At 67.5% G+C, this 21,950-nt stretch carries 17 protein-coding genes and 3 pseudogenes; 4 read left to right on the top strand and 16 right to left on the bottom strand.

Annotated features, from left to right (window positions below):
- Positions 1-269: 269 nt before the first annotated feature.
- A pseudogene (locus BN118_RS01365) lies at positions 270-1,559 on the top strand (sensor histidine kinase); the annotation flags it as partial.
- 25 nt (positions 1,560-1,584) lie between these two features.
- Here BN118_RS01365 and bopC read toward each other — a convergent pair.
- Positions 1,585-3,564, bottom strand: coding sequence for a type III secretion system effector BopC (bopC, locus tag BN118_RS01360; protein ID WP_014905434.1), 1,980 nt, complete (start codon positions 3,562-3,564; stop codon positions 1,585-1,587).
- 241 nt (positions 3,565-3,805) lie between these two features.
- On the opposite strand from bopC, the gene BN118_RS01355 reads away from it, so the two are divergent.
- On the top strand, positions 3,806-4,204 hold the full coding sequence (locus BN118_RS01355) for a type III secretion system chaperone family protein (RefSeq protein WP_003814626.1): 399 nt from the start codon (positions 3,806-3,808) through the stop codon (positions 4,202-4,204).
- A gap of 8 nt (positions 4,205-4,212) precedes the next feature.
- On the opposite strand, the gene BN118_RS01350 is transcribed toward BN118_RS01355, so the two are convergent.
- A complete protein-coding gene (locus BN118_RS01350) occupies positions 4,213-5,136 on the bottom strand; it encodes a LysR family transcriptional regulator (protein WP_010929840.1) in 924 nt (307 codons plus the stop codon).
- A gap of 121 nt (positions 5,137-5,257) precedes the next feature.
- Between BN118_RS01350 and BN118_RS01345 the strand changes: the two are divergent.
- Both BN118_RS01345 and BN118_RS01340 read left to right on the top strand, forming a co-directional pair.
- A pseudogene (locus BN118_RS01345) lies at positions 5,258-5,506 on the top strand (NAD(P)H-dependent oxidoreductase); the annotation flags it as partial.
- Positions 5,507-5,593: 87 nt separating this feature from the next.
- Positions 5,594-6,577 (top strand): IS481-like element IS481 family transposase, encoded by a 984-nt coding sequence (locus BN118_RS01340; RefSeq protein ID WP_014486049.1) that lies wholly within the window; start codon positions 5,594-5,596, stop codon positions 6,575-6,577.
- On the opposite strand, the gene BN118_RS01335 is transcribed toward BN118_RS01340, so the two are convergent.
- From BN118_RS01335 to BN118_RS01275, 14 genes and pseudogenes are all read right to left on the bottom strand, one after another.
- Entirely contained in the window at positions 6,504-7,205 is a 702-nt protein-coding gene (locus tag BN118_RS01335; RefSeq protein ID WP_014486050.1) for a Bug family tripartite tricarboxylate transporter substrate binding protein, read from the bottom strand. The genes BN118_RS01340 and BN118_RS01335 overlap by 74 nt on opposite strands.
- A gap of 169 nt (positions 7,206-7,374) precedes the next feature.
- Positions 7,375-7,941: pseudogene (locus tag BN118_RS19350) on the bottom strand (enoyl-CoA hydratase/isomerase family protein); the annotation flags it as partial.
- A 77-nt stretch (positions 7,942-8,018) separates the two neighbouring features.
- Positions 8,019-9,197, bottom strand: coding sequence for a CaiB/BaiF CoA transferase family protein (locus BN118_RS01325; RefSeq protein ID WP_019247259.1), 1,179 nt, complete (start codon positions 9,195-9,197; stop codon positions 8,019-8,021).
- A gap of 167 nt (positions 9,198-9,364) precedes the next feature.
- Positions 9,365-11,071: a thiamine pyrophosphate-requiring protein gene (locus BN118_RS01320; protein ID WP_014905433.1), complete on the bottom strand. Its 1,707-nt coding sequence runs from the start codon at positions 11,069-11,071 to the stop codon at positions 9,365-9,367.
- The gene (locus BN118_RS01315) at positions 11,068-11,964 is read right to left on the bottom strand and encodes a LysR family transcriptional regulator (RefSeq protein WP_014486053.1); all 897 of its coding nucleotides are present in this window, start codon (positions 11,962-11,964) and stop codon (positions 11,068-11,070) included. The genes BN118_RS01320 and BN118_RS01315 overlap by 4 nt, the downstream gene beginning before the upstream one ends.
- A gap of 40 nt (positions 11,965-12,004) precedes the next feature.
- On the bottom strand, positions 12,005-13,594 hold the full coding sequence (locus BN118_RS01310; RefSeq protein WP_014486054.1) for a rhodanese homology domain-containing protein: 1,590 nt from the start codon (positions 13,592-13,594) through the stop codon (positions 12,005-12,007).
- Between the two features lie 49 nt (positions 13,595-13,643).
- Complete coding sequence (locus tag BN118_RS01305) at positions 13,644-14,636, bottom strand: Bug family tripartite tricarboxylate transporter substrate binding protein (RefSeq protein ID WP_003807867.1); 993 nt, start codon at positions 14,634-14,636, stop codon at positions 13,644-13,646.
- Positions 14,637-14,704: 68 nt separating this feature from the next.
- Positions 14,705-15,304 carry a cupin domain-containing protein gene (locus tag BN118_RS01300; protein ID WP_003807865.1) on the bottom strand — a complete coding sequence of 200 codons (600 nt, stop codon included), beginning with the start codon at positions 15,302-15,304 and terminating at the stop codon, positions 14,705-14,707.
- 460 nt (positions 15,305-15,764) lie between these two features.
- A complete protein-coding gene (locus tag BN118_RS01295; protein ID WP_014486055.1) occupies positions 15,765-16,745 on the bottom strand; it encodes a tripartite tricarboxylate transporter substrate binding protein in 981 nt (326 codons plus the stop codon).
- Positions 16,746-16,820: 75 nt separating this feature from the next.
- Positions 16,821-17,555, bottom strand: a complete 735-nt coding sequence (locus BN118_RS01290; RefSeq protein WP_014905432.1) for an enoyl-CoA hydratase/isomerase family protein — start codon at positions 17,553-17,555, stop codon at positions 16,821-16,823.
- Positions 17,556-17,601: 46 nt separating this feature from the next.
- Positions 17,602-18,252, bottom strand: coding sequence for an acetate--CoA ligase family protein (locus BN118_RS20610; RefSeq protein WP_257792206.1), 651 nt, complete (start codon positions 18,250-18,252; stop codon positions 17,602-17,604).
- A gap of 69 nt (positions 18,253-18,321) precedes the next feature.
- Entirely contained in the window at positions 18,322-19,662 is a 1,341-nt protein-coding gene (locus tag BN118_RS20605) for an acetate--CoA ligase family protein (protein ID WP_227914921.1), read from the bottom strand.
- 69 nt (positions 19,663-19,731) lie between these two features.
- The gene (locus tag BN118_RS01280) at positions 19,732-20,733 is read right to left on the bottom strand and encodes a Bug family tripartite tricarboxylate transporter substrate binding protein (protein ID WP_227914924.1); all 1,002 of its coding nucleotides are present in this window, start codon (positions 20,731-20,733) and stop codon (positions 19,732-19,734) included.
- Between the two features lie 131 nt (positions 20,734-20,864).
- Positions 20,865-21,815 (bottom strand): IS481-like element IS481 family transposase, encoded by a 951-nt coding sequence (locus tag BN118_RS01275; protein WP_005012808.1) that lies wholly within the window; start codon positions 21,813-21,815, stop codon positions 20,865-20,867.
- Between the last annotated feature and the right edge of the window lie 135 nt (positions 21,816-21,950).

Raw genomic sequence — 21,950 nt, 5'->3', positions numbered from 1 at the left:
TGGGCCTCGCGCTTCGTGGGAAACGTCTTGCTCTCTCGGACGCCGGCCTTATTTATTTCAGCCCGCCATGTGTCCCCGCGTTTGCGGTACGTCCCCATCCTCTACTCTCCCTTGGCGTAAATCCTGGCGTGGATCTGGCGTAGAAAAGTAGGCGATTTTGTGGGCCTAAGTCAAAGCGGTGGGGGATGGCAAATCCCCAGGCACTCGAATTTCTGAGTAATGTATGGCATTGTTGGCGTTACGCCAAAAATGCGCCGAAAAGGGTTGGTGCGAAGGCCGGGATGCGAAAGTATTACCGCATCGAGGAAATCGACCCCCCCTGGCCTGAAAACCTGCCCGGCATGCCGCGCGAGCCCGGCCGGGCGCTGTCGGGCATGCCGGAGATGCCGCGTCCTCCGTACTGGCCGCGCAGCAACGGGCAGCCGGTCTTCTTCGACGCGGTGTATCGCAACGATCCGGTGCGCGCCGTGGCCGTGGTGCGCGACCTCTACTACCGCAACCAGCATCGCCAGGTGTTGGTCGTGGTGGCCGAAAGCATCGGCAAGCGCGTCGAGGCCGAGGCCAGCGCGCAGCGCCAGGAGGTCTTGCGCGATACCCGCATGCTGGCGCTGGTGGCCTTGCTGGTCTGGTGGGGGGTGAACTGGGCCCTGCGGCCGCTGGTGCGCCTGCGCAACGATATCCGCACCCGCCGGCCCGACGACCTGACGCCGCTGGACGCCACGCGGGTGCCCAGCGAGGTCGCGCCGCTGGTCGAGGCCGTCAATCACCACATTGCCCGTCATCGCCGCGTGCTGGACGAACAGTCGCAGTTCCTGGCCGACGCGTCGCACCAGTTGCGCACGCCCTTGGCCATCATGCTGACCCAGGCGCAATACGCCTTGCGCGAGCGCGATCCGGTGCGCGCCCAGGAGGGGTTGCGCGCCATCGTCGACCAGCTTGGCCGCACCCGCTGCCTGACCGAGCAGCTGCTGTCGCTGGCGCATGCCAGCCAGGCCGATGCGCCACCGCGCCAGGAGCTCGACCTCAACGACGTGGCGCGCGACGTCGTGCTGCAGTATCTGCCGCTGGCCCACGAGAAGCAGCAGGATCTGGGCTGGGTCGACGCGCGCGGCGACGAGGCCGAAGGCGCCAGCGACACCGCCGTGGTGCCGGTCTGGGGCAGCGAGGTCGAACTGCACGAGGCCCTGTCCAACCTGGTGCACAACGCCATCAACTATGCCCCGGCGGGGGCGCACATCACGGTATCGGTCGTGCGCTACCCCGGCCGCGCCGAGGTGCAGGTCGCCGACGATGGCCCCGGCATCGAGCCGCTATTGCGCGCCCGGGCGTTTGCCCGGTTCGACCGCATGGCGGGCGACCGCCATGCGTCGTCGTCGGGATCGGGGCTGGGGCTGTCGATTGCCCGTGCCTATGCGCGGCGCAACGATGGCGATATCGAATTGCGCGACGGCGAGCCCAACGCCCAGGGCGGGATCGGATTGTGCGCCGTGTTCTGGATTCCCCTGTACGACCAGAGCGCGCCGGCCGACGAGGCCGAGGCGTTCCGGCGCAGCGGCTGAGCGCCTCGCCTCGAACGCCTCGCCGTCATGCGCGTAGATTCAGCGCCGTGATCTTGATGTCGTGGCTGAGGTCCGCGCCCGTTTCCACCAAGGCCATTTGTGCCGCCAGGCCGGCCGCCGCCTGGGCGCCGTCGCCGGCGGCAAACCCGTCCACCTTGCGGATCCGGCTTTCGACCCCGGCGCTGTTCAGTGCATCCAGTTTTTGGCTGGTCGCGTCGATGTGCGATTGCAGGTTGGCCGCCAGGCGGTTGAGCTGGCTTTCGTTGCCGCTGGTCTTGGCGTCATGGTCGAGCTGGCTGGCGCGTAAGGCGTCAAAGCGCGCCATGGCCGCCGAGGCCAGTTCGTAGGCGTAGGCGGTCGAAGCGTTGACGTCGACCTTGCTGTTCCAGCCGATATTGCCGCCCACGCCGAGCGTGGTGCCGACCTCGCCGCCCATTTCGAACTGGCCGGGGCTGGCCACCAGCTTGCCCTCGGCCGTGGCTCCCAGTCCGACATTGGCGGCGCTACCGGTGACCGAGGCGGTCAGCCCGTGCGCGTCGGCATATTTGCTGTGCAGCAGGTTGGCCGTCAACGTTCCTTCGGCCTTCAGGCCCGCGAAGGCCTCGGCCTGGGCCTCCAGGCGCACGCTGAGGCCGTCGCTGCGCTTGTCGATCGCCGCCGCGCCCGAGACCTCGGCGCTGGCGCCGACTTCCGCGCGTCCTTCGGCATCCAGCTTGAGCAAACTGCCCAGCGTCACCGAGCCCTGGGCTTCCAGCCCCAGCTTGCTCGACAGCTCGGCGCTCACGTTCAGCGACAGCACGGGGTTGGCGCTGGCCGCGGTGTCGCCGTCGGCTTCCTCGCGCCCGATGCTGCCCGACAGGGCGAAAGGCTCGAACGACCCGGACACCTCGGCGCGTGCCGTGGACTCGCCGTACAGCCGCAGCGAGCCTTCCGCCTCGCCGGCGGCGCCGGCGCGCGAGCCGCTTACGCTCATCTCGATGTTGGCGAACGCCTCCAGCACGGCTTCGCCGCTGATGCCCTTGCCCCTGAGCAGCTCGCCCTTGCTGGCCGGCGCCTCGAAATCGGTGCTGGCCTTGGCACCGGCTTCGACGGACAGGCGGCCGCCGCTATCGGCGGCGGAAGGGCGGCTCCATAGCGCGCTGTCGTCGTCGGCCTGCTGCAGGGCGATCAATCCTTCGACCATGCCGGCCAGCAACTGGGTGCGCAGCAGGCCGACGTCGCCCTGGTGCGACACGCCGTCGGCCAGGCTGGCCTGCAGCGCTTCCTGCGCCCGCTGCAAAGCCAGCAGCTGCGTCTGCGTCTTGAGGATGGCGACGCCGTTTTCCTCGGCCGTCAGGTTGGGGCGTATGGTGTCCAGGCCCGCGAAGCGCTCGCGCAGCATGGCGGTGTATTCCTGCCATTGCGGCATGCCCGCGACGTCGCTCGCCGTGGGCGGCGTTCCGTGCTGCTTCGCCCATTGGGCCTCCAGGTGGCTGTACAGCGCGTCGGTGGATTGCTGCAGGCGGGCGGCGAATTCGTCGGGACGCCGCGTATGCAGGTCTTCGAGGTTCTGCATCCAGACCTTGACGTCGCCTTGCAGCGCCATCGACCCGGCGCGCAGCCCATCCAGCCATTTCACGTCCAGATTGGCATGGCTGGGCGCCTGCTCGTGCAGCTGCTGCTTGTAGGCGTCGATGGCGGTGCGCAATTCGGCCACCAGGCCGCCGCGCTTGGCGAACTCCCTGGGCTGGCTGGCCTCCCAGTGATTGAGCGCCACTTCCAGGTCGCGCAGTTGCTGCAGCGAGCGGTCGCCGCTGGCCTGGAACTGCCTGACATCGTGCTTGACTTCGCGCAGCGCCTCGCTGCTGTGGTGCAGGCGCGGGCTGGCCACGCTGCGCACGAATTCGTCGTTGTTCGGCTCGAGCAGGCGCATGGAGGGGTGTGCGGCGGCCTGGCCGCTGGGCGGCGTCTCGGGCAGGGGGCGGTACGACAGGCCGACGACCGGATTGACGTTGTTGCTCAACATGTGCGGGTCCTCCGTGGTTGGGGCGGCGATGGCCGGATGCGGCGCGGGCGACAGCCAGCCCGCCGGATGCCATGTTGGTAACCGCGGCCTGTCCGGCGTTCTTCGCGTCCCGCGTGGCGCGGAGAAGTCCGTGCTCGTTAGGCCGCTTTCCCCCATGGCGGGCAGCGTTTGCCTGATTTGGGCCGGGCGCCGGGGAGGTCAGCATATGTGACCCCATCCGTACGTATGCTCAGGAGATGCCATGTTCCCTTTGCTCATCCGCAACCTGCGCCACCTGCTGGGGCTGCCCGTTGGCGCCGACGAGCCGGTCACCTCCCTGGCCATCGATGAGCAATGGGCGGTCCATATCGGATGCGAGGACGACATGGTGACCGTGCTGCTGCCGCTTGGTCCGGCGCCCGATCCGCTGCCGGGCGCGGCGCTGGTCAACAGCCTGGCGCAGTGGCCGCCCGTGCTGCTGGACCTGTCCGAGCAGGGCGAGGCCATCCTGTGGGCGCGCGAGCATGTCGGCCGCCTGACGGCCGAGCAATTGCACGCGTTGCTGGTGCGGGTCGCGGCGCGCGCCGCGGCCCTCATGGCCCCGGCCGCCGCGCCGCCGGCGCCGCAGGACACGGCCGAGGTCGCCGGCCGCAAGGCCTGAGGCCGGCCCTACGGCCGGGCCGTGTCGCTCTGGCGCACCAGCGGGGGCACGCGCTTGGCAAGAAAGTCCAGGAAAGCGCGCACGGCGGGCATCATGCCGCGCCGCGACGGGTAGATGCAATGCACGATGCCTTCCGGCGAGCGCCAGTCCGGCAGTACCCGCACCAGCTCGCCGCGCCGCAGCTCCGCTTCGCTGGCCATCGACGGCAGCAGCGCGATGCCGCGCCCGCGCACCGCGGCCTGGGTCAGCACGATGAAGTCATTGCTGGCCAGCACCGGCTGCACGGCGACTTCGACCGATTCCCCGCGCTGGTTGGTCAGCGGCCAGCGCACTTCGTTCTGCGGGTCGTTGAAGCTGAGCGTGCGATGCGAGGCCAGTTCCTGCGGCGTTTCGGGCGTGCCATGGCGTTGCAGGTAGGCGGGGCTTGCCACCAGGGTGCCGCTGGCTATGCCCAGATGCTTGACCACCAGCTCGGCATCGGTATCCAGCTTGGTGCGCACGCGCAAGGCCAGGTCCACCCCCTCCCGGATCACGTCCACCCGCCGGTTGGTGACCAGCAGCTGCACCGATACCGACGGCCAGGCGTCGAGGAATTCCGGCAGCAGCGGCGCCAGCATCTGCTGGGCAATCGACACCGGGCAACTGACCACCACCGGGCCCGCGGGCGCGGATTGCAACTGCCGCATGGCGTCCTCGGCCGCACGCGCGGACGCCGTCATTTCCTGGCAGTAGTGCAGGTAGCGTTCGCCGGCCGTGGTCAGGCGCAGGCGGCGCGTCGTGCGTTGCAGCAGGCGCACCCCCAGCCGGTCCTCCAGTTGCGAGATGCGGCGCGACAGGCGGGATTTCGGGACATCGAGCACCCGCGATGCCGCACTGAAGCCGCCTTGCTCGACGACTTGGGCGAAGTAGTAGAGGTCGTTGAGATCTTGCATGAAAATTGTTCTAAATTCAGAACGAACAGTTCATCTTAACTGGGTTTATGTAAACAATGAAGCCTCTTAAAGTAACGCCATGGCTACACGGCACGACGCCGTACCACTGGAGGCCCACCTTATGAAAACCCTCGTCATCCTGTCCTCGATCCTTGGCGATCGTTCGAATTCCAAGCAACTGGCCGACCATCTGCTGGCCCGCCTGAAGCAGTCCGAACCCGGCGGTATGGTCAAGATCCGCGATCTGGCCGCCGATCCCGTGCCGTATTTCGACGGCGCGACGGTCGGGGCGCTGTTCACGCCCGCCGAGGCGCGCAACGCGCAGCAGCAGCGCATCGCCGCGCTCAGCGATGACCTAGTTGTGAAGATTCAATAGGTTGTATGCATGGTTCATCCGAACCGGATTTGAGAAACTGGAAATCGCCACCCCCCCAGTTCACTCAAGGAGCCCGGCCGGATGAACACCCATAAGCATGCCCGATTGACCTTCCTACGTCGACTCGAAATGGTCCAGCAATTGATCGCCCATCAAGTTTGTGTGCCTGAAGCGGCCCGCGCCTATGGGGTCACCGCGCCGACTGTGCGCAAATGGCTGGGCCGCTTCCTGGCTCAGGGCCAGGCGGGCTTGGCCGATGCGTCCTCGCGCCCGACGGTCTCGCCCCGAGCGATTGCGCCGGCCAAGGCGCTGGCTATCGTGGAGCTGCGCCGCAAGCGGCTGACCCAAGCGCGCATCGCCCAGGCGCTGGGCGTGTCAGCCAGCACCGTCAGCCGCGTCCTGGCCCGCGCCGGTCTGTCGCACCTGGCCGACCTGGAGCCGGCCGAGCCGGTGGTGCGCTACGAGCATCAGGCCCCCGGCGATCTGCTGCACATCGACATCAAGAAGCTGGGACGTATCCAGCGCCCTGGCCACCGGGTCACGGGCAACCGACGCGATACCGTTGAGGGGGCCGGCTGGGACTTCGTCTTCGTGGCCATCGATGACCACGCCCGCGTGGCCTTCACCGACATCCACCCCGACGAGCGCTTCCCCAGCGCCGTCCAGTTCCTCAAGGACGCAGTGGCCTACTACCAGCGCCTGGGCGTGACCATCCAGCGCTTGCTCACCGACAATGGCTCGGCCTTTCGCAGCCGCGCCTTCGCCGCGCTGTGCCATGAGCTGGGCATCAAGCACCGCTTTACCCGACCTTACCGCCCACAGACCAATGGCAAGGCCGAACGCTTCATCCAGTCGGCCTTGCGTGAGTGGGCTTACGCTCACACCTACCAGAACTCCCAACACCGAGCCGATGCCATGAAATCCTGGCTACACCACTACAACTGGCATCGACCCCACCAAGGCATCGGGCGCGCTGTACCCATCTCCAGACTCAACCTGGACGAATACAACCTATTGACAGTTCACAAGCCACTTGCGCGAACAGATTGTCCATCGCCGCGTTGACCCGGCCGCTGACCAGGTCGGGCATGAGCGCGGCGCTGCCCTTGTAGGGCACCGGCACCACGCGCACGTTCAGCTCCTGTCCGATCAGCAGGCTGACCAGGTGCGGCACGGTGCCGATGCCGGGCGAGCCGATCGTGATCGTGTCCGGCTTGGCCTGGGCGGCTTCGAACAATTGCTGCGGCGTGCGCCATGGCGAGTCGGCCGGCACCACCAGCACGTTCGGATTGAGCGCCACCAGGCCCACCGCCTGCGTATCGCGCAGCGGTTGGTAGCTGAGCTGCGGGTACAGGGCCGGGTTGACTACCAGGGGAGGCACCGCCAGCAGCAGCGTGTAGCCGTCGGGCCTGGCGCGCACCACCTCCTGCATGCCCACGATCGTGCCGGCGCCGGGGCGGTTGACGACCACGAACGGCTGTCCCAGCTTCTCGGCCAGCTTGGCGCTGAACAGCCTGGCGATCTGGTCGGTGGACCCGCCCGGCGAGAAGGGAACCACGATCGTCACCGACTTGCGCGGCCAGGACGATGGCTGATCGGCGGCCGTCGCGGCCGGCGCGGCCGGCGCGCCGGATCCGAACGCCACGCCGGCCACCACCAGCCGCCCCAGCCACTTCGCGATATTGGTATTCATCTTTTGTCTCCTGGTCGTTTTTCTTGTCCAGCCGGCCGCGCGCGGCCGCTAGGCCCGCGCCTTGTTGAACTGGCCGCGCGCGCGCCGCCTCGGGCGAGGCGCCGCACACCATGGCCTGATCGACATCCATATACGTGCCGAGATGATTCAGCGCGTTCGCGTGGGCGTTGATGCTCTGCTTGCTCATTCTCACCACATGCGCCGGACACTGCGATACGCGGCCGGCGACCTCGATGGCGCGCGCCTCGGCGCTGCCGCCCGGCACCACCCAATCGACCAGGCCCAGTTCCCTGGCCTGGGCGCTGGGCATCTTCTCGCCGAGCAGCACGATCTGCTTGGCCATGGAGGCGCCGACCATGTTCACCAGCCGCGGGATCGCGTTCCAGCTCAGGTTGATCCCGATCTGGGCCTCGGGCACGAACAGATACGCGTCGTCGGCCATCACGCGCCAGTCGCAGCACAGCGTCAGCGCCACGCCGCCGCCCACATTCATGCCCTCGATGGCCGCGACGGTGATCTGCGGCAGTTCCTCCCAGGCCCGGCACATGCGCGTGCCGAGGGTAAGGATCTGGCGTTGCTCGCTCAGGCTCTTGCCGGCCAGGTCGAAACGCTCCGGGTCGGTCAGGTCCACCCCGGCGCTGAACGCCGCGCGGCTGCCGCCGAGCACCACGCACGTGATGTCGTGGCGATCCTTCAGCGCCTCGGCCGTCGCGGTGAGGTCCCGGATGATCTGCATCGACATCGCATTCTTCTTCTCTCCCCGGTCGTAAGTCACCACCGCCACCGAGTCCTCGTACCTGATACTGATATGGTTCATGCTCGCTCCTTGGAAACCTTGACCACGCCCTCGTCCACCAGCCTGGCGATCTGCCCCGGCGGCAAGCCCAGCTCGCCCAGCAGCTCGTCCGTATGCTCTCCGATGCCGGGCGGACGGGCCCGCACCGAAGGCGGCGTGCGCTGCATCCGGATGGGCGAGCGCAGCCCCTGGTATTCCCCCACCCGCACCAGGCCGTCGCGCTGCCGCAGATGCTCGAGCTCGAGCGCCTCCTGCACCGAATGCACCGGCGCGCACGGCACCCCGTTGTTCAGCAAGCCCTGGAACAGCTCGGAGCCATCCACGTCCTGCAGGCGCTGCGTCAGGATCTCGCGCAAGGCCGCGCGGTTGGCGACCCGCAGCCGGTTGGACGAGAAGCGGCCGTCGTCGGCGAGCTGCGGGCAGCCGAGCGACTTGCACAGGTAGCGGAACTGGCCGTCGTTGCCCACGGCCAGATAGATATCCGCCGTGCGGGTCGGGAACAAGTCATAGGGATAGATGTTCGGATGCAGGTTGCCGCTGCGCTCGGCCTTCCCGCCGGCCAGCACATTGGCCGCATGCGGGTGCAGGATGGCCAGCGCCGTATCGAACAGGCTGACCTCCACCAACTGCCCCTTGCCGGATTTCGACCGCTCGAACAGCGCCAGCGAAATCGCGATCGCCGCATTCAAGCCCGTGCTGACGTCGATGATGGGCACGCCCAGCTTGGTCGGGTCCGCCTCGGCGGGCCCGTTGATCGTCATGAACCCGGTCAGCGCCTGGACCGCCGCGTCATAGCCCGGCATGCCGCCGAGCTGGCCATCGTCGCCGAAACCGGAAATGCGGCAATGGACCAGCCGCGGGTTGCGCGCGCTGAGCTGGCCGAAATCCGTGATGCCCCACTTGCGCCACGTGCTGCGCTTGAAGTTCTCGATCAGCACGTCGGCGCCCAGCACCATATCCAGCAACAGGTCCCGGCCCTGCGGCCGGGACAGGTCGACGGCAATGCTGCGCTTGTTTCGATTCAGGCCCAGGAAATAGGCCGCGTCCTCGCCGACGAACGGCGGGCCGTATCCCCGCGTGTCGTCGCCGTTGAACGATTCGACCTTGATGACATTGGCACCGTGGTCCCCCAGGATCTGGCCAGCCAGGGGGCCCGCCAGCACGCGCGATATGTCCAGTACGACCAGCCCATCCAACGCAGGGCTGCCAGGAATAGTTGATGTCACCCGTCTGTCTCCGATGCTTGGCAACGCACCCATCAGTGCGCAGCCATCGTAGGATCGGAGACGCGTGAAACAGAAGCAGGGTGTTCACGATGTGAACACCCAGGGACGGGCGCCGGCTTCTTGCGGCCTGCCGCCCGCTACGGCGCTTCCTGGGACAAGGCCTTCTCCTCGGCGGTCATGATTTCCAGCACCGCGGGCCGGCCGGTATCGGCGACGCGCGCCGCCTCGCGCAAGGCCTCGACCAAGCGGGCCGGATCCTCCACCCGCTCGGTCCACGCGCCCAGGCCGCGCGCGATCATCTCGTAGTCGCCGGACAGAAAGCGCGTGCGATGCGTGGTGCTCGACAAAGGCATGTGCTTGTCGTAGCCGCCCATGCAGCCATTGTTCATCAGGACCGTCACGGTGCCGATCCGGTTGCGCACTGCCGTCTCCAGGTCCATCGCGCATTCGCCGAACGCCGCGTCGCCCAGCAAGTGCGCCACCAGCGCGTCGGGGCGCGCCATCTTGGCGCCCAGCGCCAGGGGCAGGCTGTAGCCCAGATGGGTCGACCGCTCCCAGCCCAGGTATTCGCCCGGCCGGCGGCAGCGGTAGAACGGACTGAGCTGGTCGCGCGGGCTGCCGGCATCGTGCGTGATGATCACGTCCCGATCCGCCCAGGCGATCTGCAGGTCATGCACCACCCGGTACGGATTGATGGGCCGCGACGCCGACGTCAGCTTGTCGTGCCACTGGCGCAGCCAGGCCTGCCGTATTGCCTCGAGTTCGCCGCCTGTGCGCGCGGTGCGGGCCGGATCCGGCTGCACGCCGAACTCGTTCTTGAGCATGTCTATCATCTGCCGCAGCACCAGCCTGGCATCGCCCAGCAAGGCATGGTCCAGCGGATAGTCCTTGTTCAGGTCCGAATCGTCCACCGCCAGCTGCATGGCGCGCCGCCCGGCGGGCAGGGGCGCGGCGAACACCGATTTGGTCAGGCTCGCGCCGACGCCGAACAGCAGGTCTGCCGTGCGCAGCCCATGCGCCACCGTCGCCGGCCATGCCATGCCGCCGCTGCCCAGCGCCAGCGGATGCCGCTCGGGGAAACCGCTCTTGCCGGACAACGTCGTCATTGTCGGAATCGACAGCAACTCGGCCAGCTCCACCAGCTCCGGCGTGGCGCCCGACTGCAATACCCCCGCCCCCGCGTGCAGCACCGGCCGCTCAGCCGCCAGCAGCAGCCTGCACGCCGCGCGCACCGTGTCCGGATCGCACAGCGTGCGGATGGCCTGGCTGGGCGCGTGGCGCGACGCCGAGCGGCCGACCGGCTGCTCCATCACGTCCATGGGCAGCTCCAGCGCCACGGGCCCGCGCCGGCCGTTGCGCAGCCCGGTGTAGGCGCGCCGCATCATCTCGCCCACGCGATCGGGCCGGTTGACGCGCGCCACCCATTTGGTGATGTTCCCATAGTGCTTGGCCGTCTCGAAATTCGGCCGCACGTCCGTACGCGACTCGTTCACGCCGCCCGGCAGCATCAGCACCGGCGACGAATCCGAATACGCCTGCGCCATCGCGCCGAACGCGTTCTCGCAGCCGGGCCCATACTGCACCGCACATACCCCTACCCGCTCGCCCAGGCTGGCGCGCACATAGCCGTCGGCCATCCCCACGACGGCGCGTTCGGTCCGCGCCACCACGGGCCGGATGCCTGCCGCCGTCGCGGCGTCGATCAGGGAGTTGATCGGAAAGCAGAACAGCAGCTCGGTGTGTTCGGCCTTCAGTATCCGGGCCACCTCATCCACCGCCTTGCGATCGGGGTCGAGCGGATCGGGGTCGGCCAAGGGCGCCTCGGCGGGCAGGCAAGCATTCATGTTGTCTCCATCTCATGTTGGAATGCCCGGCAATGCTCCAGGAACCTGGATGCCAGGATGGAAAGCGGCTGGGAATTCGAATACAAGGCCCCAACCTCGACGATGACTTCCGGATGGAACGGCCGGAGCACGACCTGCGCATCGCGCACCGCCCCCAACGTAAAGGCATCGACGACAAAAGCCCCGGCCCCGGCCCCGGCCTCCACCAGCGCCATGGCCGCGAGCATCGTGCCCGCCTCGATACGCGTGCGGGGCCTCGCCCCATGCGCTTCGAGAATGCGGGTAATGCGATCGTTGAAACGCATGCGCGGCACGCTGAGGAAATCCACGCCGTGCAAATCCATGGGCCGTATCGCTTCCAGCTCGGCCAGGGGATGCCCGGTCGGCAGCAGGCACACCACCGGCGTGCGCGCGATCGGCAGCGACTCGATATTGGGATGGTCCACCGGCAGCGTCGCGAAACCGATCTCGGCGCTGCCGCGCGACACCGCGTACACCACGTCGTAGTGGCGCTGCACGTCGAACATCACCGAAATCCCGGGATGCTTGCGCATGAACTCCGTCACCAGCCTGGGCAGCGCTCCCTGCTGCAGCGAACTCATCACGCATACCTTCAGCATGCCGCTGCCGATCTGCGCAATCCGCTGCGCCGCGAACTGGATCTCCTTCAGCCCGATATACGAACGCATGGCCTCCGCGTGCAGCGCCTTGGCCTCGGCCGTCGGGGCCATCAGGCCCTGGCGGCGATCGAACAGCGTAAAGCCCACCTCGCGCTCGAGCCGGGAGATCAGCCGGCTTACCGCCGACTGCGTCACATACATGGTTTCCGCCGCCCGGGTCACGGTGCCCAGGTCGACCACCGCCAGAAACGCCTCGATTTGCCTCAGATTCATATCGTCTTCCTCCCTGGATGGAGAAAGCTCTACCAGAGGCTCATTCCTTGTACAAGTCGAAGCGTATGGCGGGATGGCGCTGCACCGCGTCAAGCAGGCCCACCTCCCAATCCAGGTAGGCCTGCATCGACGACTCGCGATCCCTGGCCTCGAAGGGCTTGACGAAGGCATCGTCGGGCTCGTGCAAGGGCCGCCCGTCGCCCTCCTCGACCGGCCGGCCCTCTGCGCGCCAGCGCGCCATGCCGCCCTCCAGCACATATACCGGCCTGGCGGCCGAGGCCGTCACATCGGCGCAGGCAAGTTGCGCGAGCAAGGCGTCCGGCGACACCAGCAGCAACGGCCAGTCGGCCGGCAACCCGTCCAGCGCCTCGGCCAGGCGCGCCCGCGTCACCCAATACGCCTGCGGCAGGTGGCCAGCCTGGTAATCGCGATAAGCGCCGACGTCCACCACCGTGTATTGCGCCAGGCTCCCGGCCGCCTCGGCCGGCGCCAGCCGGCGCGCCCGCGCGCCATCGAGCCCGGCCACCCGCACCGCCTGCGGGCCCGCGGCTAGTTGCGCCGCGGACACCGCATCGGCCCGCAACGTCACCACATCCTCATGCCCCATCTGGCGCAACCACGATCCGGTCATGACATCGCGCACCCCATGATGGTCATACAGGACGATGCGCGCATTGCGCACCGCCACATAAGAATCGGTCGCCTGCACCAGCTGGCCGCCCGGGGCATGCACGGCGCCGGGCACGTGCCCGCGCTCGTACTCCTGCTGCGTGCGCACATCGAACAGGTAAACCGTTCGCTCGCCGCCGGCGCGCAGACGCTGCAATTCGGCCGCGCCGATCGCGCCGATCCCGAAACGGCGCCGCACCGCCGCCGCGCGCTGCTGCGCCAACGCCAGCGTCGCCGCGCCCGGCTCCGGGGCCTGGCGCGCGGACTGCGTTTCGACCTTGTGGCCGGCCAGCGCCCAGCCCATCGTGCCGTTGCGCAACGCGAACACCGGATTCGGCACCCCGGCATTGATCAGCGACTGCGCCCCGATGATGCTGCGCGTACGGCCCGCGCAGTTGACCACCAGGGTGGTGTGCGGATCCGGCGCGAGTTCCGCGTAGCGCAATACCAGTTCCGCGCCCGGCGCGCTTACCGAACCCGGAATCGTCGCCCGGCGGTGCTCGGCCGGCGTACGGCTGTCCATGATCACCAGCGGACGGCCCGACGCCACCATCTCCCGCAACTCGTCGGCCGAAATCGACGGCGTCGCGCAACCATGCTCCACATACTCGCCAAACGCCTTGCTGGCCGTGTTGAACCCCGTGAACAACGGCAGCCCCAGGCCGGCCCAGGCGGGCGAGCCGCCCTCCAGCCGCACGGCGCCCGCGTACCCCAGTTCCTGCAGCCGGCGCCGCGCGCGCTCGTCCAGCGCGTCGCCCGCGCCCGCCACCACGATCGGCACGTCGCGGCGCGGAAACAGGCGCTCCACCCGCAGCTCCAACTGCGACAGCGGCAGGTTGACCGCATGGAACAAGTGCGGCGACACCGAATGCGCCCCCTCTTCGCGCGGATCCACCACCGCGCACTCCGCCCCGCTTTCCAGGCGCTGCCTCAACCATTGCGCGCTCACGACCTCGGACATCCCCACCCCCATGCATGCATGCCGCCCGCCCATCCGGCCCGGCCAGCGTTCAATCGATCGAAGCGCCCGCCTGCTTCACCAGATCGGCCCAGAACGCCACCTGCTCGCGCACGAACGGATCGAACTTGCCCTCCGACTGCGGATTCGCGGGCTGATACCCCGCCTGTTCCAGCTTTTCGCGCACGTCCTGCTTGCCCAGCACCTGGACCGACGCCTGTTCCAGGGCCAGCCTCGCCTGGTCGGGCGTACCCGACGGCACCACCAGCCCGAACCACACCTCGGTACGCTCGAAGCCCGGCAAGCCCTGCTCCGCCAGCGACACCGCCTGCGGCAGGCTGGACGGCGGCTTGAGCGAGGTACAGCCCAGCACCCGCAGCCGGCCGGCGCGGATCTGCGCCAGCGCCGACGGCAGGGACGCCAGCGAGAAATCCACCTCGCCCGACGCCACCGCCATCACCGATTCGGCCGGACCGCGATACGGCACATGCTCGGTCGGCAGCTTCGTCGTACTGCTGAACAACACCCCCGCCAGATGCTGCGTCGTCCCATTGCCGGGAGAACTGAACATCAGCGACTTGCCGTCGCGCGGCTTGAGGTCCGCCAGGGTCTTCGCCGGGCCGCCGGCCGGCACCACCAGCACGTTGGCCGTCGAGGCGAACTTCACCACCGACTCGAAGTCCCGCAAGGGGTCATAAGGCAGGTTCTTGTACAGCGCGCGATTGATCGCCATCGTCGCCGTCGAGCCCAGGCCCAGCGTGTAGCCGTCCGCCTTCGATTGCGCGACGGCCGCCATCCCGATGCTGCCGCCCGCCCCGGGCTTGTTGTCCACGATGATGCTCTGCCCGAGCTGGGTGCCCAGCTCCGGCGCCAGGATCCGCACCAGGATGTCATTGGCCGACCCTGGCGTGTAGGCCACCACGTACGTCAACGCCTTGGAGGGGAAACGCCCCTGGGCCCGCAAGATCGCCGGAAGACCGCCACAGCCCAGCGCGATCACGGACTTGCCGCAAAGACTCAACATTTCACGTCGCTTCATCGCCATCTCCCCTGCCGGATTATTGTCAGGACCACGACCCGCTACGCTCCCGCCCCATGGACGGCGCCTTCCCTTCAGGATGGCTTCACATTGGGATTGGGCGGGAACATCTCGCGCTTGCCCGTGCCGGGATCGAATTGCTCGCGGTCCACCTGGTCTTCCAGCGGACGCTCGTAGAAGCGCAGTTGCCAGACCGGCTCGTCGCCCACGCCCTGCACGTGGATACTGTGGATGTCGTCGCCCATCAATGCCACGCCCACGCCCTGGCCGACCATGATCGCGTCGCGCTGGCGAAAGCTGCCGCTCTCGTCCACCTCGTAAAGCCGGTTTTCCTCGGCGCCGACCAGACCGACCAGCACCGCCCAGTTCTTGTGATTGTGCGGCGGGCTCGACTTGCCGGGCAGCGCCAGCGACAGATACATCGCCCGCCCCGTGCCGTCCTCTTCGTTCAAGCGATAGGCAACGAAGTCCTTGAAGGTCCCCCGCTTGGCCGGCTTGAATTCCGTGGTAAGGAAAACATCCCGTTCACGGGCCAGCGCCAGCAATTCATTCTTGATCGCCTCCAGCGCCTCGCGGGTCGGGCCGTGCTGCTTTTCGATGGCGCGCACCCGCGTCATCGTTGCCTCGACCAGTTCGCGACGGCGCGCCACCAATTCAGGAGTGGGCTCACGCATAAATGCCTCCAGTACACGCAGTGAAAAAACAAAACATCACGAAAACAGCGTGCGGCTAGGTTGGGGCACGGCAATTATTCTGTCAATTTCCGATTTGCCTGCCGGATATTCCATAAAGTCATAATGCAATCAATGCATCATGGCCATGCCTGGAGGCGCGCGGCGGCGGGGGAAACGCGATGGAAACCGGCCGCGCGCGCGCTGGAGATCACGCGCCGGCGCGGCCTTGCCGGCAAGCCGGGATGCATGGGGCGCAACGCCGCCTGCCGGCGCAACCTGTGCCTGGAGGAATAAGAAACTGCTTCTTTTTATTATTTATTATTGAATTTTCTTATTCAGGAATCGCACCACAAATATTAATAATGAATATTTAAATTCAATATTGGAACCATAATCCGCGGCACCCGGCCCATATTGCATCCGGCGCCGCGGATTGCGGGCGGGCCATGGCCCGCCCGGATCAGCGCACCTTGGCCCCGGACACCTGCACCGCCAGCGCCCAGTTCTTCACTTCCTGCCGCAGCTTGGCCTGCGCCTTGTCGAGCGTCCCGCCGGTCTTGATCATCCCCTGCGCCTCGTAGGCGCCCGCGACAACCGGGTCGGCCAGCGCGAAATTGATCGCCGAATTCAGCTTTTCGAGCACCTCCCTCGGCGTGCCCGAGCGCGCGGCAACCACGAACCATGACGTCACGCTCAGGTTCGGATACCCGCTTTCCTGCAGCGTGGGCACCGAGGGCAGCAGGGGCGAGCGCTGCGTGGAGGTTTGCGCAAGCAGCTTCAGCCTGCCCTCCCTGGCCAGCGGCAGCATCAACAGCGGCGTATCGAACATGAACGTCGTGCGATTGGCGACCAGGTCCATCACCGCCGGCATGCTGCCCTGATACGGAATGTGCGTCGCCTCCCCCTGCACCTCGTGCAGCAGCAATTCGCTGACCAGGTGCGGCGAACTGCCCGGCCCCGCGGAGCCATATGAATTGTCCTTGCCGGTTTTCAGCCGGCCCACCAGCTCGCCCAGGGTATTGATGGACGTGCCGGAACCGACCGCCACGACCAGGGGCGTCTCGGCGATATCGGACACGACCGTGAAATCCTTCAACGTGTCATAGGGCAGCTTTTCGAACAGCGAGGGATTGATCGCGAACGGCGTGGCGGTAAACAGCAGCGTGTACCCGTCCGCGGCGCTATTGGCCACGAACTGCGTGCCGACCACCGTGCCCGCCCCGCCCTTGTTCAACACGATCATGTTCACGCCCAGTCGCGCGCCCATGCTTTTGGCCAGCACCCGGGCCAGGCTGTCGGCCGTGCCGCCCGGCGGGTAGGGAACGACGAGCGTGATCGGCTGCGCCGGAAACCCGGCGGCCGCACCCGCGGCGCTGACGCCCGACAGGCAGCCCAGCATCGCCAGGGCAGCCGACCAATGGACCAACGAAGAACGAATCATGATTTGTCTCCTGTGCACATCCTGATCGAAATGGGCAGGCCCGTCTGCGCGCGCCGTCCCGCGAACCGCCGCTGCCTAGCAGCCCTTGAATACCGGAGCGCGCTTGTCGCGCAGCGCCTGGAGACCCTCCTCGGCATCCTGGCTCCTGGCGATCGCCTCGAGCATGCGCTTTTGCGGATAGAAGGTTTCCATGGGGTTGGCCGGCAAGGTCTTGAGCGCCAGGTGCTTCATGGCCTGCACGACCAGCGGCGCGCTGCCGGCGATCTTGCGCGCCATCTCCAGCGCCACCTCGACCTGCTCGCCCACCTTGCACACCTTGTTCACGAAACCCAGTTCGTATGCGCGCTGCGCGGACATGGGGTCGCCGGTCGTGATCCACTCCAATCCGGCCGCGTAAGGCAGCTTTCTGGGAAAGCCCCCCATGATTCCCTGGAAGATGCCCAGCTTCGCCTCCGGATAGACGAACTTCGCCGACTCGCTGGCGACGATCATGTCCACGTAGAGCGCCAGGGTGCAGCCTCCTCCCACGGCATGGCCGCTGACCGCGGCGATGATGGGCTTGTCGGTGGGCACGGCGAAGTTGGGCAGCGCGCGCCATACCTCGCCCGGCAACTCCTTGAGGTCCGCCCCGGTGCAGAACGCATCGTCGCCCGCGCCCGTGATCACCGCGACCAGCTCATCCCCGTCGGAGAATCGCTCCCAGGCCCGGGCCAGTTCCCGGACCACCGCCGGGTTCATCGAATTCCCCCGCTGCGGCCTGTTGATCGTGATCAGCGCAATCCCGTCGAGCGACTGGTAAGTGACTTCCATGTTTTCCCCCTGTCGAACTTGAATAAAGCGTCGGGCGCGGTCTGTCTCAGCTCGACAATGCGCGCCCGTCCACCGCGACGCATCCCGCCCCGTCGGCAAGAACCAGCAACGGGTTGATGTCCAGCTCCTGCAGGCTGTCGCGCAGGTCGTGGCCGAGCCAGCTCAGGCGGACCATCGCGTCCGCCACCGCCGCCACATCCAGCGGCGGCCCCCCGCGCACGCCGCCGAACAGCGGCGCCAGCTTGAGCCGCTCCAGCAGCCGCCCGGCGCTCTCCCTGGAGATCGGACACGGCGCGAACACCACGTCGCGCAGGATCTCGGCAAGCGTGCCGCCGGCGCCGACGGCCAGGGTCACGCCGAACTGCGCGTCCTGCTTCAGCCCAAGCAGCAACTCCAGCTCGCCGCGCACGAACTCCTGCACCAGGAAGCCATCGACCCGCGCGTCGGGCCGTTTTCGCCGCACCTGCGCCGCCATTTCCACGACCGCCGCCCGCACCGCGGGGCCGTCCGCCAGGCCCAGCTTGACGCCGCCCACCTCCGTCTTGTGGCTGATGTCGTCGCTGATCACCTTGACCACGTACGGCGCGCGCAGCGCCTGGGCCGCGGCCGCTGCCTCATCGGGCGTCGAGGCGACTCGCCCTTCGTTGACGCGAATGCCGTAGCGCCCCAGCAGCCGCTTGACCCCGGCCTCGTCCAGGCGGCCGGCGCCGCCCGGCTGCGGGACGGGCAGCCCCTGCGGCCGGACCGCACTGCTGGCCGCCGGCCGCTACGCCCACGCATGCCAGGCGTCGATGGCGCGCATCGCCGCGTCCAGCGAATCGGTGCAAAGCACGCCCGCCGCGGCCAGATGCTCGCGCGCCCCCTCGGCATAGCCGCCGGGCATGACGACCGCCAGCAGCGGCCGGTCCACCGCCCTGGCCGCATCGCCTATCATTTTCCCGACCTCGGTAAGCACCGGCGCGTTGGTCACGACGGACAGCACAAGGTCCGCCTGTTCGTCCTGCAGCGCGGCCCGGTGGATGGTCTCGACGTAGCCCATCGCGGCGCCGTCGTTGGCCGCGCCGATGTCCACCGGATTGCGCACCGGGCCATCGAAAAGCGGCGCGAGCGCCGCCGTGGCGCTATCGGAGAAGCAGGCCAGGGGCACATCGATATCGCTGAGCCGGTCCGCGGCAATCGTGCAGCCGCCGCCGGACGGCGACAGGACCGCCACCGAACGGACCCGCATGTCCGGATACTTGTTCCAGCCGGACGCCGCGACCAGCATGCCCTCGACGTCGTCGACCTGCACAATGCCGAACTGGCGGCACACGCCATCGAAGATCGCCTGGTTCGACGCAAGACTCGCCGTATGCGAGAACGCCGAAGCGGCGCCGGCCTCGGTCCTGCCCGACTTCATCAGCAGCCACGGCTTGTTCGCCGCCTGGGCGCGCTCGGCCGCGCGCAGGAACAGATCCGCACGCCTGATGCCTTCGACATAAGTGCAGATCACGTGCGTGCCCGGATCGTCGATCATGAAATCGACGAAATCGCAGAAATCCACGTCCGCCTGGTTGCCCACGGAAATGCAATGGGAAAAGCCGACGTTCTGGCTGATGCCGCGATCGATCATCGTCCCCATGACCGCCCCGCTCTGGCTGATCAGACCGATGTGCCCCTTCACCGGGGCGCGGTCCACCAGGGACACCGTGGTCGCCAACGAAAACCCGTTGGCGGGGCTGACGACGCCCACGCAATTCGGCCCGATGAGGCGCACCGCCTTCTCGCGCGCGACGGCAAGCAGTTGCTGCTCCAGCCGCGCCCCGTCATCGCCCGATTCCGAGAACCCGGACGCGACGACGATCACCCCCTTGGCGCCGATATCGCCGCAGTCGGACACGGCCTGGACGACCAGGTCCCGCGGAATCGCCAGGATCACCAGGTCCGGCGCGTGCGGCAGGTCCATGATGCAACGGTAGGCCTGGTGCCCCAGTATCTCCGCGCGCACCGGATTGACCGGCAGAATCCGGCCCTGGTACCCCTGGTTGTTCAACAAATGCAGGATGCGGCCGCCAAACTTGCGACGATCCTCGGACGCCCCGACCACCGCCACGGAAGCGGGGTTCATCAACTCGAAAACCGATGCGGACCCACCCGCCTTCCCTTCAATCGACGCCATGACTGCATCGCCCCCTCATCATTGCTGCTTTAGATTCTGCTCGCGCGCCAGCGCCTGGAAACGCGCCGCCTCGACCTGCATCGCGGCATCGATCCGCGGCGGCGCCGCCGGCTCGGCCGCCGCCGCGCCGGCCTTGCGCAACCTGGCCCGGACCTCTGGATCCGCCAGCGCCGCGGCGACCTCGCGATTGATGCGCGCGACGATCGCCTCGGGCGTACGCGCCGGGACGTGAATCGCAAACCACGGCACCACCGGCTCGACGTTGAACCCTGCCTCGGCAACCGTCGGAATATCCGTCGCGCCCGGGAATCGGCGCGTGTCCATCACGGCCAAGCCCTTGAGCTTGCCCGCGCCGATCTGCGCCGCCGCCAGGCTCGCGCTCACCATCATGAACTGCACCCGCCCGCCGATCAGGTCCAGCAGGGCCGGCGGCGCGCCCCGGTACGCCACCTGCGTGGCGCTGAAACCCGCGTCGCGCATGAACGCCTCGGTCCCCAGGTGCGCCGAACTGCCCGCGCCCGGCGTCGCATACGAAATGCCGCCCGGCGCCTGCCTGGCATAGGCGACCAGCTCACGCAGATTCGACACCGGCAGCTGCGGCGGCACCACCAGGGTGTTCGGCGCCGTCGCCAGCATCGCCGCCGCGCGGAAATCCTTGAGCGGATCGAAAGGCAGGCTGCTGAAAAGCGCCGGCGCCGCCGTGAACACCGGCCCCGACGAGGCCAGCCAGGTATATCCATCCGGCTCGCTCTTGGCCACGAAATCCGTGCCGATGGCCCCCGCCGCGCCCGCCTTCACCTCGACGATGATCGGCTGCCCCAGCGCCGGCGCGATCTTGTCGCACACGATGCGGATCACCGTATCGTTGATCCCCCCGGCGGGAAACGGCGTCACCACCCGGATCGGCCGCGCCGGCCAATCCCCCTGCGCATCCGCGCCAGCCCCGGCGCAAAGCATCAGAACGGCCAGCGCGGCAACAAACGCCCGCCGTGCCGGAAACACTCGCTTCGCATGCGGCATTGCAGCTCCTGAGCAGTGCATTGATTGGGCAAATCTTAGGAGGCATCGGCGATTTGCTGAAGTAATATCTTCTTATCGTGTGAAAACTCCTTGTTATCGCGATGGACCTCCTCGATCCCGACCTCAACCGGCTAGTTGTGAACTGTCAATAGGTTGTATTCGTCCAGGTTGAGTCTGGAGATGGGTACAGCGCGCCCGATGCCTTGGTGGGGTCGATGCCAGTTGTAGTGGTGTAGCCAGGATTTCATGGCATCGGCTCGGTGTTGGGAGTTCTGGTAGGTGTGAGCGTAAGCCCACTCACGCAAGGCCGACTGGATGAAGCGTTCGGCCTTGCCATTGGTCTGTGGGCGGTAAGGTCGGGTAAAGCGGTGCTTGATGCCCAGCTCATGGCACAGCGCGGCGAAGGCGCGGCTGCGAAAGGCCGAGCCATTGTCGGTGAGCAAGCGCTGGATGGTCACGCCCAGGCGCTGGTAGTAGGCCACTGCGTCCTTGAGGAACTGGACGGCGCTGGGGAAGCGCTCGTCGGGGTGGATGTCGGTGAAGGCCACGCGGGCGTGGTCATCGATGGCCACGAAGACGAAGTCCCAGCCGGCCCCCTCAACGGTATCGCGTCGGTTGCCCGTGACCCGGTGGCCAGGGCGCTGGATACGTCCCAGCTTCTTGATGTCGATGTGCAGCAGATCGCCGGGGGCCTGATGCTCGTAGCGCACCACCGGCTCGGCCGGCTCCAGGTCGGCCAGGTGCGACAGACCGGCGCGGGCCAGGACGCGGCTGACGGTGCTGGCTGACACGCCCAGCGCCTGGGCGATGCGCGCTTGGGTCAGCCGCTTGCGGCGCAGCTCCACGATAGCCAGCGCCTTGGCCGGCGCAATCGCTCGGGGCGAGACCGTCGGGCGCGAGGACGCATCGGCCAAGCCCGCCTGGCCCTGAGCCAGGAAGCGGCCCAGCCATTTGCGCACAGTCGGCGCGGTGACCCCATAGGCGCGGGCCGCTTCAGGCACACAAACTTGATGGGCGATCAATTGCTGGACCATTTCGAGTCGACGTAGGAAGGTCAATCGGGCATGCTTATGGGTGTTCATCCGGCCGGGCTCCTTGAGTGAACTGGGGGGTCGGCGATTTCCAGTTTCTCAAATCCGGTTCGGATGAACCATGCATACAACCTATTGAATCTTCACACCTAGCCGTCCGACGCCCTTTCGTCGGGGATATCCAGA

It is taken from the genome of Bordetella pertussis 18323, from assembly GCF_000306945.1.
Lineage (GTDB): Bacteria > Pseudomonadota > Gammaproteobacteria > Burkholderiales > Burkholderiaceae_B > Bordetella > Bordetella pertussis.
The sequence above is the reverse complement of the archived record's forward strand: the minus strand, read 5'-3'. Positions and strand labels throughout refer to the sequence as shown.